At 69.4% G+C, this 14,704-nt stretch carries 16 protein-coding genes; 8 read left to right on the top strand and 8 right to left on the bottom strand.

The genetic code is table 11. The features are described from left to right. Nucleotides 1–159 precede the first annotated feature (159 nt). Nucleotides 160–1,026 (top strand): GNAT family N-acetyltransferase, encoded by an 867-nt coding sequence (locus IO36_RS01540; RefSeq protein WP_037615382.1) that lies wholly within the window; start codon nucleotides 160–162, stop codon nucleotides 1,024–1,026. Between the two features lie 142 nt (nucleotides 1,027–1,168). Here the strand turns inward: IO36_RS01540 and IO36_RS01535 are convergent, their stop codons facing one another. Both IO36_RS01535 and IO36_RS01530 read right to left on the bottom strand, forming a co-directional pair. Further along, nucleotides 1,169–1,591, bottom strand: a complete 423-nt coding sequence (locus IO36_RS01535; protein WP_037615026.1) for a GlcG/HbpS family heme-binding protein — start codon at nucleotides 1,589–1,591, stop codon at nucleotides 1,169–1,171. A 100-nt stretch (nucleotides 1,592–1,691) separates the two neighbouring features. Further along, a complete protein-coding gene (locus tag IO36_RS01530) occupies nucleotides 1,692–2,900 on the bottom strand; it encodes an MFS transporter (RefSeq protein WP_037615024.1) in 1,209 nt (402 codons plus the stop codon). A 138-nt stretch (nucleotides 2,901–3,038) separates the two neighbouring features. Between IO36_RS01530 and IO36_RS01525 the strand changes: the two genes are divergently transcribed. Together IO36_RS01525 and IO36_RS01520 are read left to right on the top strand one after the other, a co-directional pair. Next, nucleotides 3,039–3,527, top strand: a complete 489-nt coding sequence (locus tag IO36_RS01525) for a MarR family winged helix-turn-helix transcriptional regulator (RefSeq protein ID WP_037615022.1) — start codon at nucleotides 3,039–3,041, stop codon at nucleotides 3,525–3,527. Nucleotides 3,528–3,536: 9 nt separating this feature from the next. Then, nucleotides 3,537–3,989 carry a GNAT family N-acetyltransferase gene (locus IO36_RS01520; RefSeq protein ID WP_037615020.1) on the top strand — a complete coding sequence of 151 codons (453 nt, stop codon included), beginning with the start codon at nucleotides 3,537–3,539 and terminating at the stop codon, nucleotides 3,987–3,989. Nucleotides 3,990–4,055: 66 nt separating this feature from the next. Here the strand turns inward: IO36_RS01520 and IO36_RS01515 are convergent, their stop codons facing one another. Further along, the gene (locus IO36_RS01515; RefSeq protein ID WP_037615018.1) at nucleotides 4,056–5,441 is read right to left on the bottom strand and encodes a serine hydrolase domain-containing protein; all 1,386 of its coding nucleotides are present in this window, start codon (nucleotides 5,439–5,441) and stop codon (nucleotides 4,056–4,058) included. A 216-nt stretch (nucleotides 5,442–5,657) separates the two neighbouring features. Between IO36_RS01515 and IO36_RS01510 the strand changes: the two genes are divergently transcribed. Beyond that, on the top strand, nucleotides 5,658–6,224 hold the full coding sequence (locus IO36_RS01510) for a dihydrofolate reductase family protein (RefSeq protein WP_037615016.1): 567 nt from the start codon (nucleotides 5,658–5,660) through the stop codon (nucleotides 6,222–6,224). Between the two features lie 99 nt (nucleotides 6,225–6,323). On the opposite strand, the gene dnaB is transcribed toward IO36_RS01510, so the two are convergent. Then, nucleotides 6,324–7,793, bottom strand: coding sequence for a replicative DNA helicase (gene dnaB, locus IO36_RS01505; RefSeq protein WP_037615014.1), 1,470 nt, complete (start codon nucleotides 7,791–7,793; stop codon nucleotides 6,324–6,326). Between the two features lie 458 nt (nucleotides 7,794–8,251). Between dnaB and IO36_RS01500 the strand changes: the two genes are divergently transcribed. Continuing rightward, the gene (locus IO36_RS01500) at nucleotides 8,252–9,589 is read left to right on the top strand and encodes an MATE family efflux transporter (protein ID WP_037615380.1); all 1,338 of its coding nucleotides are present in this window, start codon (nucleotides 8,252–8,254) and stop codon (nucleotides 9,587–9,589) included. A gap of 274 nt (nucleotides 9,590–9,863) precedes the next feature. Here IO36_RS01500 and rplI read toward each other — a convergent pair whose 3' ends face one another. The 4 genes from rplI to rpsF form a co-directional block, all read right to left on the bottom strand. Continuing rightward, the gene (rplI, locus tag IO36_RS01495) at nucleotides 9,864–10,310 is read right to left on the bottom strand and encodes a 50S ribosomal protein L9 (RefSeq protein ID WP_037615012.1); all 447 of its coding nucleotides are present in this window, start codon (nucleotides 10,308–10,310) and stop codon (nucleotides 9,864–9,866) included. An 18-nt stretch (nucleotides 10,311–10,328) separates the two neighbouring features. Continuing rightward, entirely contained in the window at nucleotides 10,329–10,565 is a 237-nt protein-coding gene (rpsR, locus tag IO36_RS01490) for a 30S ribosomal protein S18 (protein ID WP_003949403.1), read from the bottom strand. A gap of 57 nt (nucleotides 10,566–10,622) precedes the next feature. Then, a complete protein-coding gene (locus IO36_RS01485; protein ID WP_037615009.1) occupies nucleotides 10,623–11,216 on the bottom strand; it encodes a single-stranded DNA-binding protein in 594 nt (197 codons plus the stop codon). Nucleotides 11,217–11,290: 74 nt separating this feature from the next. Then, complete coding sequence (gene rpsF / locus IO36_RS01480; protein WP_037615007.1) at nucleotides 11,291–11,581, bottom strand: 30S ribosomal protein S6; 291 nt, start codon at nucleotides 11,579–11,581, stop codon at nucleotides 11,291–11,293. 288 nt (nucleotides 11,582–11,869) lie between these two features. Between rpsF and IO36_RS01475 the strand changes: the two genes are divergently transcribed. From IO36_RS01475 to IO36_RS01465, 3 genes are all read left to right on the top strand, one after another. Next, nucleotides 11,870–12,181 carry a hypothetical protein gene (locus tag IO36_RS01475; protein WP_037615005.1) on the top strand — a complete coding sequence of 104 codons (312 nt, stop codon included), beginning with the start codon at nucleotides 11,870–11,872 and terminating at the stop codon, nucleotides 12,179–12,181. 163 nt (nucleotides 12,182–12,344) lie between these two features. Beyond that, nucleotides 12,345–13,466, top strand: a complete 1,122-nt coding sequence (femX, locus tag IO36_RS01470) for a peptidoglycan bridge formation glycyltransferase FemX (RefSeq protein WP_037615003.1) — start codon at nucleotides 12,345–12,347, stop codon at nucleotides 13,464–13,466. 160 nt (nucleotides 13,467–13,626) lie between these two features. Next, complete coding sequence (locus IO36_RS01465) at nucleotides 13,627–14,658, top strand: alanine racemase (protein ID WP_037615001.1); 1,032 nt, start codon at nucleotides 13,627–13,629, stop codon at nucleotides 14,656–14,658. Nucleotides 14,659–14,704 lie beyond the last annotated feature (46 nt).

Raw genomic sequence — 14,704 nt, 5'->3', positions numbered from 1 at the left:
GGCCGCCGAGGCTACTGGGGCACCCCGCATGTGCGGAAAGTGGTTTCACGTGAAACGGCCGACCGCACATCGCTGCGGGCCGGAACGATGGCCAAAAGCCGGTAGAAGCGCCGGGAAAGCGGTGGACGGCAGCGGCCCTTGTCGGACAGCCTGACCTGCGTGCCGACTCCTTCCCCCGCCGCTCTGCCCATCCGCCGTCTGACGCCCCGCGACCTCGCCGCCTGCGCCGACCTGTCCGAGGACCGGGGCTGGCCCCGTGAAGAACACAAGTGGGGCCTGCTGCTCTCCGGGGGAACCGGCTACGGGATCGACGACCCCGACGGTGGTCTCGTCGCCGCCTGCGTGGTGACGCGATACGGATCGCACGAGGATCCCGAACTGGCCGCGATCGGGATGGTGCTGGTCGCCGAGCGGCACGCCCGTCAAGGTGTCGGCCGTCGTCTGATGCGGTACGTCATCGAGGAGGCGGGCCCGACCCCGCTGACCCTGCACGCCACCGCGTACGGCCGCCCGCTCTACGAGGAGCTGGGATTCAAGGTCACCGGGCAGGCGGAGATGGTCCGCGGCATGTTCACCCCCGACGGCTCGCCGCCCGGGGCCTTCACCCGTCCTGCGACGGCGGAGGATCTCGCCCCGATCCTCCGGCTGGACGAGGAGGTGTTCGGCGTCGATCGCACCCATCTGATCACCCGGCTGCCCGCTTTCGCGGACCAACTGCGCGTGGCCGAGGAGAACGGCCGGATCGTCGGCTACGCGGCCGCCTGGCCCAACATGGCCACCCATGTCGTCGGCCCCCTGGTCGCCCGGGACACACGGACGGCGAAGGCGCTCGTCTCCTCGCTCGCCGCTCACACCGACCGTCCTCTGCGGACCGACATCGACGTCCGGCACGAGGAACTGCTGAGCTGGCTGAAGGCGCGCGGACTGGCGTCCGTCGGCTTCAACGCGGTCATGACGCACAAGATCCCGGCACTGCCCGGCGACTGGACCCGGCGCTTCGCGCCGCTGACCGTGGCCGCCGGCTAGGTCAGCCGGCCAGGTCAGCCGGCCAGGTCAGCCGGCTGGGTCGCAGGCATCACGTGGCACGCCTGTGCCGGTCCCCTGGATTCATGGGGACCGGCACTTTTCGGGCCTGCCGCGCCGCGGACGGGCCCTCGGCGGGCAGGCGTCAGACCAGTGAGGCGACGGCGGCGAGGGCGAAGCCGTGGTCCTGGTCGGGCATGCCGCCGCCGACCCCGATCGCTCCGATCAGACGGCCGTCGCGGTGGACCGGGACGCCGCCCGCGATGAACAGCAGGGGACGGTCGAGCGCGGTGGGCAGGGTGTGGAAGAGGCCGCCGGGCTGCACCGCGTCGACGAGGTCGGCGGTCGCCGAGTCGAGCTGGAGCGCCGTGTAGGCCTTGCGGGTGCTGGTCTCGCCCGAGATCAGCACGGCCTGGTCGTCGCGCCGGAAGGCGAGGAGGTGGCCGCCCGCGTCGAGGACGGTGACGCTGATCCGGACACCGGCGGCCTCGGCGGCGTGCCGGGCGGCGGTCACGAGGACCTCGGCGTCCTCGGTGGTCAGCGGGGCGACGGCGGTGGTGGTGCTCATCGGGTTCTTCTCCTTGTGGGGGTGGTGTTCCGCTCGGTTCCGGACGGTGCCCGAGCGGGAGACGGCGGTGGTGCCCGGGCCCGGGCGGGCCGGGACCCGGTCAGTGGTGGACGGCGGTCCTGGCCTCCGCGGGGACGCCTGCGGCGACCACGACGGTGGGCCGGGACGCCCGGCGCTCCAGGGCGGCCGAGAGGACGGCCAGAACGAGCGCGCCGGCGGCGAGTGCGGCACCGACCCAGTTGGGGGCGGTGTAGCCGAGGCCCGCGGCGATGACGACGCCGCCGAGCCAGGCCGACAGGGCGTTGCCGAGGTTGAAGGCGCCGATGTTCACGGCCGAGGCCAGCGTGGGGGCGCCGTGCGCCTGGTCGAGGACGCGCTTCTGCAGGGGAGGCACGGTCGCGAAGCCGAGAGCGCCGATGAGGGCGATCGTGACGGCCGCGAGGACCTTGTTGTGCGCGGTGACGGTGAAGAGGGCGAGCACGACGGCGAGGCCGCCCAGGGACACGTAGAGCATCGGCATCAGCGCGCGGTCGGCGAACCTGCCGCCGATGAGGTTCCCGCCGACCATGCCGAGCCCGAAGAGGACCAGCAGCCAGGTGACGGATCCGTCGGCGAAGCCGGCCACGTGCGTCATCATCGGCGCGATGTAGGTCACGGCCGCGAAGACGCCGCCGAATCCGAGGACGGTCATCGCCATCGCGAGCAGGACCTGGACGTTCTTGAAGGCCGCCAGCTCGTGGCGCAGCCGGACTCCCTCGGGCCTGGGTATCTCGGGGACCAGCCGGGCGATGCCCAGCAGGCCCACGACCCCGAGCGCGGCGACTCCCGCGAACGTGACGCGCCAGCCGGCGGACTGCCCGATCAGCGTGCCCAGCGGGACGCCCACGACATTGGCGACCGTGAGTCCGCTGAACATCATCGCGATGGCGCCGGCCTTCTTCTCGGGCGCGACCAGTTCGGCGGCGGCAACCGAGCCGATGCCGAAGAAGGCACCGTGCGCGAGGGAGGCGACCACGCGTCCCGCGAACATCAGCCAGAAGGCCGGGGCCACGGCGGAGATCAGATTGCCGAGGACGAACAGCCCCATCAGCACCATCAGCATCCGCTTGCGGGACACCTTCGTGCCGAGCGCGGTCATGATCGGCGCGCCGATCACCACCCCCAGGGCATAGCCAGTGACCAGCAGTCCGGCGGTGGGAATGGAGACCCCGAAGTCTCCGGCGACCTCGGGCAGAACGCCCATGATGACGAACTCGGTCGTTCCGATTCCGAAGGCCCCGATCGCGAGGGCCAGAAGCGCGAGAGGCATGTGGGCACACCTTCCAGAAGATTGCACGGGCGCTTTGCCTGCGTTCACAATAGTTGCGGACGCGGGTTATATGCAACAGCGGGCTATTGCGCCGGTGCCCTATCCTGGTGTGAGCCGCTCCGGGACGGAGGAAACGCCATGACAGCCACGGACCCCGCTCTCACCGCCCTCGCACAGGGATGGTGTGCGCTCTCCCTGCTGCACGGGAGGATCGAGGCCCATATCGAGCGGGCCCTGCAGACGCGGCACGAGCTCAGCGTGCGCGAGTACTCCCTGCTCGACGTGCTCAGCCGGCAGCACGACGGCGAAGGCGGCCACCTCCAGATGAAGCAGGTGGCGGACGCGGTCGTCCTCAGCCAGAGCGCCACCACCCGGCTGGTCACCCGCCTCGAGGACCGGGGACTGCTCGCCCGCTATCTCTGCCCGACCGACCGGCGCGGCATCTACACCAATGTCAGCGACGCCGGGCTGAAGCTGCTCGCCGAGGCACGGCCCACCAATGACGCCGCCCTGCGCGAGGCGCTCGACGAGGCGGCCGGAAACCCCGACCTGGCCCCCCTGGTCCGGGTCGTGGAGTCCGCGAACGCGCCCACGCGCCCCGCGCCCTCCGCGGCCGTGCCCTCGTAGGGTGCGGTCATGGCAGATCTTGAAATACGAGCCGCAGATGCCGACGACGTTCCCGCCATCGTCGCGATGCTCGCCGACGACCCGCTGGGCGCCGAGCGGGAATCGCCCGACGATCTGACGCCGTATCTGGACGCCCTGGAGCGACTGCGTCGCGACCCGAACCAGCACCTGGTGGTCGCCGTCCGCGACGGCCGGGTCGTCGGCACCCTGCAGCTCACCGTGATCCCCGGACTGTCCCGCAAAGGGGCGACGCGGTCCGTCATCGAGGCCGTGCGCATCCACGCCGACGAGCGTGGCAGCGGCCTGGGCACGGAACTCATCGAGTGGGCGGTCGCGGAATCCCGCCGCCAGGACTGCCGTCTGGTCCAGCTGACCTCCGACGCCTCCCGCACCGACGCCCACCGCTTCTACGAGCGGCTGGGTTTCGAGGCCTCCCACATCGGTTTCAAGCTCCCGTTGTGACCCACTCGCTTCAACAGCACGAGGGGCCTGTTTCACGTGAAACAGGCCCCTCGTGGCAAGTGGCGGCTAAGGAATCCCCCGCCAGCCCTCGGAATCCACTCCACCGGGCACCGGAGCCTCCTGGTCGTACGGCTGCCGCGTGAACACGAACGACCCGAGGTCCAGATGGCTCAGGGAGCCGTCGGGCCGTCGTACGGGCCGTAGAACCTCACCCGCGTAGTAGCCGTCGAGCCCCGTCCAGGTCCCGTCGTCGTTCGCCCGGAAGCGGGCACCCCGGCCGGCGCCCGAGAGCGGACCCAGCACAAGACCTCCTCCGGCCGGCAGCCTCAGCCCGAAGGCCTGGGTCCCCCAGTACCACGGCCCCGCCAACTCCAGTACGCTCCGCTCCACTTCGGCCATCGGACGCCACGGATCAGGGATCCGCGGCTCCGCCTCGGCGACGATCCGCACCAGATCGCCGGCCACGGTGAACACGGCCGGCCCGGAGGTGCAGTTGGACAGGACCACCGCCGCCACGTCCTCGTCCACGCTGATCACCAGTCCGGCGAGAAAGCCCGGCAAGGACCCGGAATGCCCGACGAGGGACAGCCCGTCACGGTGCACGATCTGCAGACCGAACCCGTACGAGGACCCGGCGGCCGGCTCCCCGGCCTCGGGCGGGGCGGCGGGCGTCCGCATCTCCCGCACGGACTCGGCGCTCAGCACTCGGTCGTCACCGGTCGCGAGGAAGACCGCGAAGCGGGCCAAGTCACCGGTCGTGGACCACAGTTGACCGGCCGGGGCCATCCGGCCGAGGTCCTCCGCGGGTTCCGGCATCATCGCGTCCGCCCAGGGGTGGACCGCCCATCCCCCCGCGTGCGGCGCCTGCGGTCGAGGGCTCGTCCGGTGGAGGCCGAGCGGTTCGAGGATCTCCCGGCGCAGCACGTCCTCCCAGGGCGCCCCGCGCACCTCCTCGACCAGCGCCCCGAGCAGCGTGTAACCCGGGTTCGAGTAGTGGTGCCGGCGCCCCACCGGATGCCGGAAGGGCTGTTCGCCCAGGACGTCGCCCAGTTCGGGACGCAGCGAGCCGGAGGTGCGTTCCCACCAGGGCGCGGGTGTCTCGGCGGCCAGCCCTCCGGTGTGGGCGAGGAGTTGGGCGATGGTCACCTCCCCCGCGCCGGTGTCCGGCACATGCTTCTCCAGCGGGTCACCGAGGTCCAGGAGCCCCTCGTCGCGCAGGCGCAGTACCAGGACGGCGGTGAAGGTCTTGGTGATGGAGCCGATCCGGTACTGCACGTTCTCGTCGGGACCGTGACCGGGCACCGAGGTCCGCGCCCCGGTCCACACCGCCTTCCCGCCCCGGACCACCGTCGCGACGAGCGACGGCGTCCGTCCCTCGCTCTGTGCGACGGCGATGCGGTGCAGCAGGGCCCGGCGCGTGCCGGGAAGCAGATCGTCGTGGGATGTCGTCATGGCACCAGTCCACCCGCACCGGCGCCGGACGTCGAGCGGATTGTGCCCGGGCCCGCCCGATGCCGAGGTCGCTTTCGGGCGGCTTGCCCGTGCCGGCCGGGTCCACCACGCTGAGTCCGAGCACGAGGACCGCCGGCGAGCCCGGATCGCGCAGCGATGAATTTCCCGAGCCGCACTGGTCTCTACGCCGGACACCCACGGACGGAAGGCTGGGCCATGCGGAAACTGATCTACGGCATGAACCTGACCCTGGACGGCTACATCGCCGCGGCCGGCGACGACATCGGCTGGAGCGGACCGCCGAGCGAAGAGCTGTTCCAGCGGTGGCTGGAGCACGAGCAGGCGAATTCCCTGTCGCTGTACGGGCGCAAGCTGTGGCAGGCGATGAGCTCCCACTGGCCGACCGGCGACGAGAAGCCCGACGCCACCCCGGCGGAGATCGCGTTCGCGAGGAACTGGCGGGACACACCGAAGGTGGTGTTCTCCTCGACGATCGACAAGGTCGACTGGAACACCCGCCTGGTCACCGGCGACGCGATCGCCGAGATCACCCGGCTCAAGGCCGAGGACGGCGGTCCGATGACCATCGGCGGTGCGACGCTCGCCGCGGCGGCCATGCGGGCCGGGCTGATCGACGAGTACGTGATCGTCACCCATCCGGTCCTGGTGGGCGGCGGCACACCGTTCTTCACCGCGCTGGACGGCTGGGTGAACCTGAACCTGCTGGAAACGGGGACGCTTCCCGGCGGCGTGACCCTGACCAGGTACGAGACGAGGCGCTGAACCGCTTCCCGCCGCCTTGGACGCGTGTCGGACACCCCGTCGCTCAGCCGTCGCCCGTGGGACACGGCCTCGAGATCCGCGACCGCAGGGGGTCGCGGATCAGGTCTGTGCCATGTCCACGAAGCGCGAGTAGTGACCCTGGAAGGCGACCGTGATCGTCGCCGTCGGGCCGTTACGGTGCTTGCCCACGATGATGTCGGCCTCGCCCGCGCGGGGCGACTCCTTCTCGTAGGCGTCCTCGCGGTGGAGCAGGATCACCATGTCGGCGTCCTGCTCGATCGATCCGGACTCACGCAGGTCGGAGACCATGGGCTTCTTGTCCGTACGCTGCTCGGGACCACGGTTCAGCTGCGACAGCGCGATCACCGGCAACTCCAGCTCCTTGGCCAGCAGCTTCAGGTTTCGCGACATGTCGGAGACCTCCTGCTGACGGCTCTCGGAGCGCTTGCCGCCGGACTGCATCAGCTGGAGGTAGTCGATGACCACGAGCTTGAGGTCGGCGCGCTGCTTGAGACGGCGGCACTTGGCGCGGATCTCCATCATCGACAGGTTCGGGGAGTCGTCGATGTAGAGCGGGGCGGCCGAGACGTCCGGCATACGGCGGGCGAGCCGGGTCCAGTCCTCGTCCGTCATGGTGCCCGAACGCATGTGGTGCAGGGCCACGCGGGCCTCCGCGGACAGCAGACGCATCGCGATCTCGTTGCGGCCCATTTCGAGCGAGAAGATCACGCTGGGCATGTTGTGCTTGATCGAGCACGCGCGGGCGAAGTCCAGGGCCAGCGTCGACTTACCCATGGCGGGACGGGCCGCGATGATGATCATCTGGCCCGGGTGCAGACCGTTGGTGAGCGAGTCGAGGTCGGTGAAGCCGGTCGGTACACCGGTCATCTCCCCCGAACGCGAGCCGATCGCCTCGATCTCGTCGAGGGCGCCCTCCATGATGTCGCCCAGCGGCAGATAGTCCTCGGTGGTGCGTTGCTCGGTGACCGCGTAGATCTCGGCCTGGGCGCTGTTGACGATCTCGTCCACGTCGCCGTCGGCCGCGTATCCCATCTGGGTGATGCGGGTGCCGGCCTCCACGAGGCGGCGCAGGACCGCGCGCTCGTGCACGATCTCCGCGTAGTACTCGGCGTTCGCGGCGGTCGGGACCGTCTGGACGAGCGTGTGCAGATACGGGGCTCCACCGACCTTGGTGATCTCTCCGCGCTTGGTGAGCTCGGCCGCGACCGTGATGGGGTCGGCCGGCTCGCCCTTGGCGTACAGGTCGAGGATGGCGCCGTAGATGGTCTCGTGCGCGGGCCGGTAGAAGTCGTGGCCCTTGAGCACCTCGACGACATCGGCGATGGCGTCCTTCGACAGGAGCATGCCACCGAGGACGGACTGCTCGGCGTCGAGGTCCTGGGGCGGTACCCGTTCGAACGACGAACCGCCGCTCTCCCACGATCCGTTGTCCCGGTCGTGCTGCTCGTCCCGGCCGCGGCCGCCGTTGCCGCGCCGACGGGACGGGGGCAGACGATCACTGGGCCCGCTGTCCGCCCAGGGGTCGTCCAAGGGCTCGGAAATGGTCACCGAGACACCTCCTCCCGTCCGCGGAGCGGACCTAGCAGTGCCTTAATTTCTACGGCACCGCACTGACAAGTGAGCGGCCCGACTCCCGATCTCGCGCGTCGGTTTTGCGTGCTTTCCGAGGACGCGGGAAAGAACGGGCGCCGCACCACGTTAGGCCCGCGGGCACCGTCAGCCAATCTGGTTATCCACAGGCCATGTGGACGACGGCCCCGATGCTGTGGAGAACTCCGCCAAACCTGTGCACGACCCGGTGGACAGCCCTGTGAACAAGCCCTCAGCCCTCTCGCGGAACCTGCCCTGACCTGGCGCTTTCCCGTCCACCGGCTGTGCAGAAGAAAAACTTCCCCAGCAGGATCAAGATCGCCTCGAACCGTGCGCCATCCCACACCCCGCGCCCCCCGGAGTAAGGGTCTTTAGCCTGTTGCATCTCTTACCTGTGGAAGATTAGATTGATGCCCATGACACAGGCTCCCGAGGCACCCAGGACGGCGTCGCGCCGGCACGACCGAGAGATCGTCGCCCTGGCCGTTCCCGCGTTCGGCGCGCTCGTGGCGGAGCCCCTGTTCGTGCTCGCCGACAGTGCCATCGTCGGCCATCTCGGCACCGCACAGCTGGCCGGGCTCGGCGTCGCCTCGGCCCTCCTCATGACAGCTGTCGGAGTCTTCGTCTTCCTCGCCTACGCCACGACGGCCGCGGTCGCCCGGAAGGTGGGCGCCGGTGATCTGCGGGCCGCCATCCGCCAGGGCATGGACGGCGTCTGGCTCGCCCTGTTCATCGGCGTCGCCGTGATCGCCGTCGCCCTGCCCACCGCACCGTCCCTCATGGAGCTGTTCGGAGCATCCGGCTCCGCCGCCCCGTACGCGACGACCTATCTGCGGATCTCGGCGCTCGGCATCCCCGCGATGCTCGTCGTGCTGGCCTCCACCGGAATCCTGCGAGGGCTCCAGAACACGAAGACTCCTCTCTATGTCGCCGTCGGCGGCTTCGTCGCCAACGCGATACTCAACGCGGTCCTCGTCTACGGCGCCGGCCTCGGCATCGCGGGCTCCGCCTGGGGCACGGTCATCGCCCAATGCGGCATGGCCGTCGTCTATCTCCATGTCGTCCTCCGGGGAGCGCGGAAACACGGCGCCTCCCTGCGACCGGACCCTGCCGGTATTCGAGCCTGTGCCCAGGCCGGCACCCCCCTGCTCGTCCGGACCCTGTCGCTGCGGGCGATCCTCCTGATCGCCACGGCGGTCGCCGCCCGGCTCGGGGACGCCGACATGGCCGCCCACCAGATCATCCTGTCGCTGTGGAGTCTGCTGGCCTTCGCGCTCGACGCCATCGCCATCGCTGGACAGGCGATCATCGGGCGCTACCTCGGAGCCGGCGACGCCCGCGGTGCCCGTGAGGCCTGCCATCGCATGGTGCAGTGGGGGATCGTCACCGGAATCGTCCTCGGTCTGCTCCTCATCGCCGCTCGCCCCCTGTTCCTTCCGCTGTTCAGCGGTGACCCGGGTGTCCGGGACGCGGCCCTGCCGGCCCTGGTGATGGTGGCCCTCTCCCAGCCCGTCTGCGGAATCGTCTTCGTGCTGGACGGCGTACTGATGGGCGCGGGCGACGGGCCCTACCTGGCCCGGGCCATGCTGCTCACCCTGGCGGTGTTCACCCCGGCCGCCCTGCTCGTCCCCGTTCTCGGCGGAGGGCTCACCGCCCTCTGGGGTGCGATGACGCTGATGATGACGGTGCGGATGCTGACTCTGTGGCTGCGCTCCCGCTCGGGCCGCTGGATCGTCACGGGCGCCACGCGCTGACGTACGGCTGAAGCGCTCGCCCGGGGAACAGCCCAGGAGCGCCCTCAGGATGCAAGCCCGGATGTTTCACGGGAAACCAGGACCCGGTTTCACGTGAAACGACGGCCCCGGGCGACGAAGGACCCGGACACATCCGCAAGCCGATGCCCCACCTCCCGAACGAACAACAGGGCCGCCGCGCTCACCGGCTCCAGGACCGGCCCGATCACGCACAGCAGAAGGGCCGCACCCCGAGGGGTGCGGCCCTTCCTCTCAGCTATGCCGAGTGCTGCACTCAGGCAGCGACGACCTCGATGTTGACCTTGGCGGCAACCTCGGGGTGCAGACGCACGGACGTCTCGTGGGAGCCCAGGGTCTTGATGGGCGAGCCCAGCTCGATGCGGCGCTTGTCGACCTCGGGGCCACCGGAAGCCTTGATCGCCGAAGCGACGTCGGCCGGGGTGACGGAACCGAAGAGACGACCGGCGTCGCCGGAGCGGACGGCCAGGCGGACCTTGACACCCTCGAGGCGGGCCTTGATCTCGTTGGCCTGCTCGATGGTGGCGATCTCGTGGATCTTGCGAGCACGACGGATCTGCTCGACGTCCTTCTCGCCGCCCTTGGTCCAGCGGATCGCGAAGTTCCGCGGGATCAGGTAGTTGCGAGCGTAGCCGTCCTTGACGTCGACGACGTCGCCGGCGGCACCGAGGCCGGAGACCTCGTGGGTAAGGATGATCTTCATGTGTCGGTCACCCTTCCTTTATCGCGCGGTGGACGTGTAGGGCAGCAGTGCCATCTCACGGCTGTTCTTCACAGCCGTGGCGACGTCACGCTGGTGCTGCGTGCAGTTGCCGGTCACGCGGCGGGCACGGATCTTGCCGCGGTCGGAAATGAACTTCCGCAGCATGTTCGTGTCCTTGTAGTCCACGTACGTGACCTTGTCCTTGCAGAACGCGCAGACCTTCTTCTTCGGCTTGCGCACAGGCGGCTTCGCCATGGTGTATCTCCTGTGTGATCAAGAAGTGGGAGTACGGCCCACCCTCGGCCCTGAGGCCTAGAAGGGGGGCTCGTCCGAGTAGCCGCCGCCAGAGCCGCCGGAGCTTCCGCCCCAGCCACCGCCACCGCCGCCGCCCTGGTTGCCACCGGCGGGAGCGCCGGTCGCCCAGGGGTCGTTGTTGTCGGGAGCGCCGCCGCCCTGCTGGTTGCCGCCGGGGCCTCCGCCCCAGCCGCCGCCCTGCTGGCCGCCGCCACCGCCGCCGCCGTAACCGCCCTGACCGCCCCGGCCCGTGGTCTTGGTGACCTTGGCCGTGGCGTTCTTCAGGCTGGCGCCGACTTCCTCTACGTCCAGTTCGTAGACCGTGCGCTTGACGCCCTGGTTGTCCTCGTAGGACCGCTGCTTCAGGCGGCCCTGCACGATGACGCGCATGCCGCGCTGGAGCGACTCGGCGACGTTCTCCGCCGCCTGACGCCAGACCGAGCAGGTCAGGAACAGGCTCTCGCCGTCCTTCCACTCATTGGTCTGACGGTCGAAGGTGCGGGGAGTGGACGCGACACGGAACTTCGCGACCGCCGCACCGGAAGGGGTGAAGCGCAGCTCGGGGTCGTCGACAAGATTGCCGACGACCGTGATGACGGTCTCGCCTGCCATGGGGGAACCTCTCGGCGGGTTTGCTGCTGGCTGCTGGTACTACTCGATGCCCGAGATCAGCTGAGCTGGAGAGCTCAGTGGGTCTCGGGGCGGAGGACCTTGGTCCGGAGGACCGACTCGTTCAGGTTCATCTGGCGGTCGAGCTCCTTGACGACCGCAGGCTCGGCCTGCAGGTCGATGACCGAGTAGATGCCCTCGGGCTTCTTCTTGATCTCGTACGAGAGACGACGACGGCCCCAGGTGTCGACCTTCTCCACCTTGCCGGCGCCCTCACGGACGACGGAGAGGAAGTTCTCGATCAGGGGGGCGACAGCGCGCTCTTCCAGATCGGGGTCGAGGATGACCATCACTTCGTAGTGACGCATGTGGAACCCACCTCCTTTGGACTCAGCGGCCACGGTCGTTCCGTGGCAGGAGGGTTGTGATGCGTACGCAACGGTATCGGCCGCCACTGACAACGGGGCCGCCGATTCGGTGAACCGAGCGGCATTCCCTGTCGTGACCTGGCTCAGAGCCTGGGCAGACACCGGTGCAGAGGGTACAGACTACCTGCACACCCGCTTCCGGTTGAAATCCGAGCGGGTTGGCGGTCAATCTGTACACATCGGGTGTGTATGGCGCTACGATGCGCCGCCTTCCGCAGGAGGTGCCCTATGGCACAGACAATGCGTCCCAGTACCACCGGCTCACTCTTCGCCACGGACGGCAAGCCTCATCCCCTCCAGGACACCCTGCTCGCGGTGACCCTGGTGTGCGGAGTCCTGGCCTTCGTCACGTCGATGTTCCACAGCCTCCATCTGCTCAGCTCGTGGGCCGGACTGGTCGGGATCCTCGCCGGTGCCTACGGCCAGTTCATCTCCGAGACCACCCGGGAACGGTTCGGACTGATCGTCGGACTCGGTCTCTCGGGGGTCGGTTTCTACCTCGGACTGGCCCACGGCGGCCTCTTCGGCGGTGTGATCTGAGTCGAACGTCCGTTTTCCCCTGACCTCGGGGCGCCCCGCACCGCGCCCCGAGGTCCCAGGTTCCATACGGCCATTCGGGGCGCTCGCAGGGCGCAGTAGGCTTCGGCGCGAGAGCCGGAGCCCTTGTACCCATGGGGACACACCAGCCCGAGGAGCCCCCCTAATGAGCCTGACCCTGAGGACCATCAGCCGAGAGCAGCATCTGGCGTACATCCAGAGCCTGCCCGCGGCCAGCCACATGCAGGTCCCCGCATGGGCGGACGTGAAGGCCGAATGGCGCTCCGAGAGCCTCGGATGGTTCGACGAGAAGACCGGCCACATGGTCGGCGCGGGCCTGGTGCTCTACCGCCAGCTGCCCAAGATCAAGCGCTACCTCGCCTATCTGCCCGAGGGTCCGGTCATCAACTGGTTCGCGCCGAACCTCGACGACTGGCTGCAGCCGATGCTCGCGCACCTCAAGCAGCAGGGCGCCTTCTCCGTGAAGATGGGCCCGCCGGTGATCATCCGCCGCTGGGAGGCCACCTCCATCAAGGGCGGCATCCAGAACCCGGACGTGAAGCGCCTGCGCGACATCGAGGCCGACTTCATCGAGCCGCGCGCCTTCGAGGTCGCCGACAAGCTGCGCCGCATGGGCTGGCAGCAGGGCGAGGACGGCGGCGCCGGCTTCGGCGACGTGCAGCCGCGGTACGTCTTCCAGGTGCCGCTGGCCAACCGTTCCCTCGAAGAGGTCCACAGGAACTTCAACCAACTGTGGCGCCGCAACATCAAGAAGGCCGAGAAGGCCGGCGTCGAGGTCGTCCAGGGCGGTTACCAGGACCTGGAGGAGTGGCAGCGGCTCTACGAGATCACCGCGATCCGCGACCACTTCCGGCCGCGCCCGCTCTCGTACTTCCAGCGCATGTGGACGGCCCTCAACACCGAGGACCCCAACCGCATGCGGCTGTACTTCGCGCGGCACAACGGAGTGAACCTTTCGGCGGCGACGATGCTCGTCGTCGGCGGACACGTCTGGTACTCCTACGGCGCCTCGGACAACATCGGGCGCGAGGTACGGCCCTCGAACGCGATGCAGTGGCGCATGCTGCGCGACGCGTACGCCCTGGGTGCCACGGTCTACGACCTGCGCGGCATCTCCGACTCGCTGGACGAGACGGACCACCTCTTCGGTCTGATCCAGTTCAAGGTGGGCACGGGCGGAGAGGCCGCCGAGTACCTGGGCGAGTGGGACTTCCCGCTCAACAAGCTGCTCCACAAGGCCCTCGACATGTACATGTCCCGCCGCTGAGCCGTCCGGAACACGTCCCGGGCCGCCACGGACGCCCCGAATCGCATCCCGGGCCCCGCCGAACCGGCCCGGGACAGCCCCATCGGCCCGTCGAATCGGCGACAATTCCTTTTCACACCTCTGATACACCGCAGCCACGAGAAAGGTTCCGGGACCGGCCATGGCGCTCACGCTCTACGTCGACACCGCGCGCTGGCGGGCACACCACAAGCAGGTGTCCGAGCAGTTTCCGGGGCTCGTCCCCGTCTGCAAGGGCAACGGCTACGGCTTCGGCCACGAACGGCTCGCGGACGAGGCCACCCGCCTGGGCTCGGACATCCTCGCCGTCGGCACCACGTACGAGGCCGCCCGGATCAAGGACTGGTTCGGCGGCGACCTGCTGGTCCTGACGCCGTTCAGGCGCGGCGAGGAGCCCGTTCCGCTGCCCGACCGCGTCATCCGCTCGGTGTCGTCCATCGACGGCGTCTACGGGCTCGTGGGAGCCCGTGTCGTCATCGAGGTGATGTCCTCGATGAAGCGGCACGGGGTCAGCGAGGACGACCTGCCGCATCTGCACTCCGCCATCGAGAACGTGCGGCTGGAGGGCTTCGCCATCCACCTGCCGCTGGACCGCACCGACGGCTCGGACGCCGTCGAGGAGGTCATCGGCTGGATGGACCGCCTGCGGGCGGCCCGGCTGCCCCTGCACACGATGTTCGTCAGCCACCTCAAGGCCGAGGAACTCCGGCAGCTGCAGCAGCAGTTCCCGCAGACCCACTTCCGCGCCCGCATCGGGACGCGGCTGTGGCTCGGGGACCACGAGGCCACGGAGTACCGCGGGGCCGTCCTGGACGTCACGCGGGTCTCCAAGGGCGACCGCTTCGGCTACCGCCAGCAGAAGGCCGCCTCGGACGGCTGGCTCGTGGTCGTCGCCGGCGGCACCTCGCACGGCGTGGGCCTGGAGGCCCCCAAGGCACTGCACGGCGTCATGCCGCGGGCCAAGGGCGTCGCGCGGGCCGGCCTCGCGACGGTCAACCGGAACCTTTCTCCGTTCGTCTGGGCGGGCAAGCAGCGCTGGTTCGCCGAGCCCCCGCACATGCAGGTCTCGATCCTCTTCGTGCCGCACGACGCCACGGAGCCGAAGGTCGGCGACGAACTGGTGGCCCATCTGCGGCACACCACGACGCAGTTCGACCGCGTCGTCGAGCACTGACCCGGCGCCGGAGCGCTCCGGACCGACGAAAGGCCGTACACGGTGT

Source organism: Streptomyces aureus (assembly GCF_000725495.1).
In the GTDB taxonomy this organism is placed as follows: domain Bacteria; phylum Actinomycetota; class Actinomycetes; order Streptomycetales; family Streptomycetaceae; genus Streptomyces; species Streptomyces aureus_B.
Note: the sequence above shows the minus strand (reverse complement) of the source record. Positions and strands in the feature narration are given on the sequence as shown.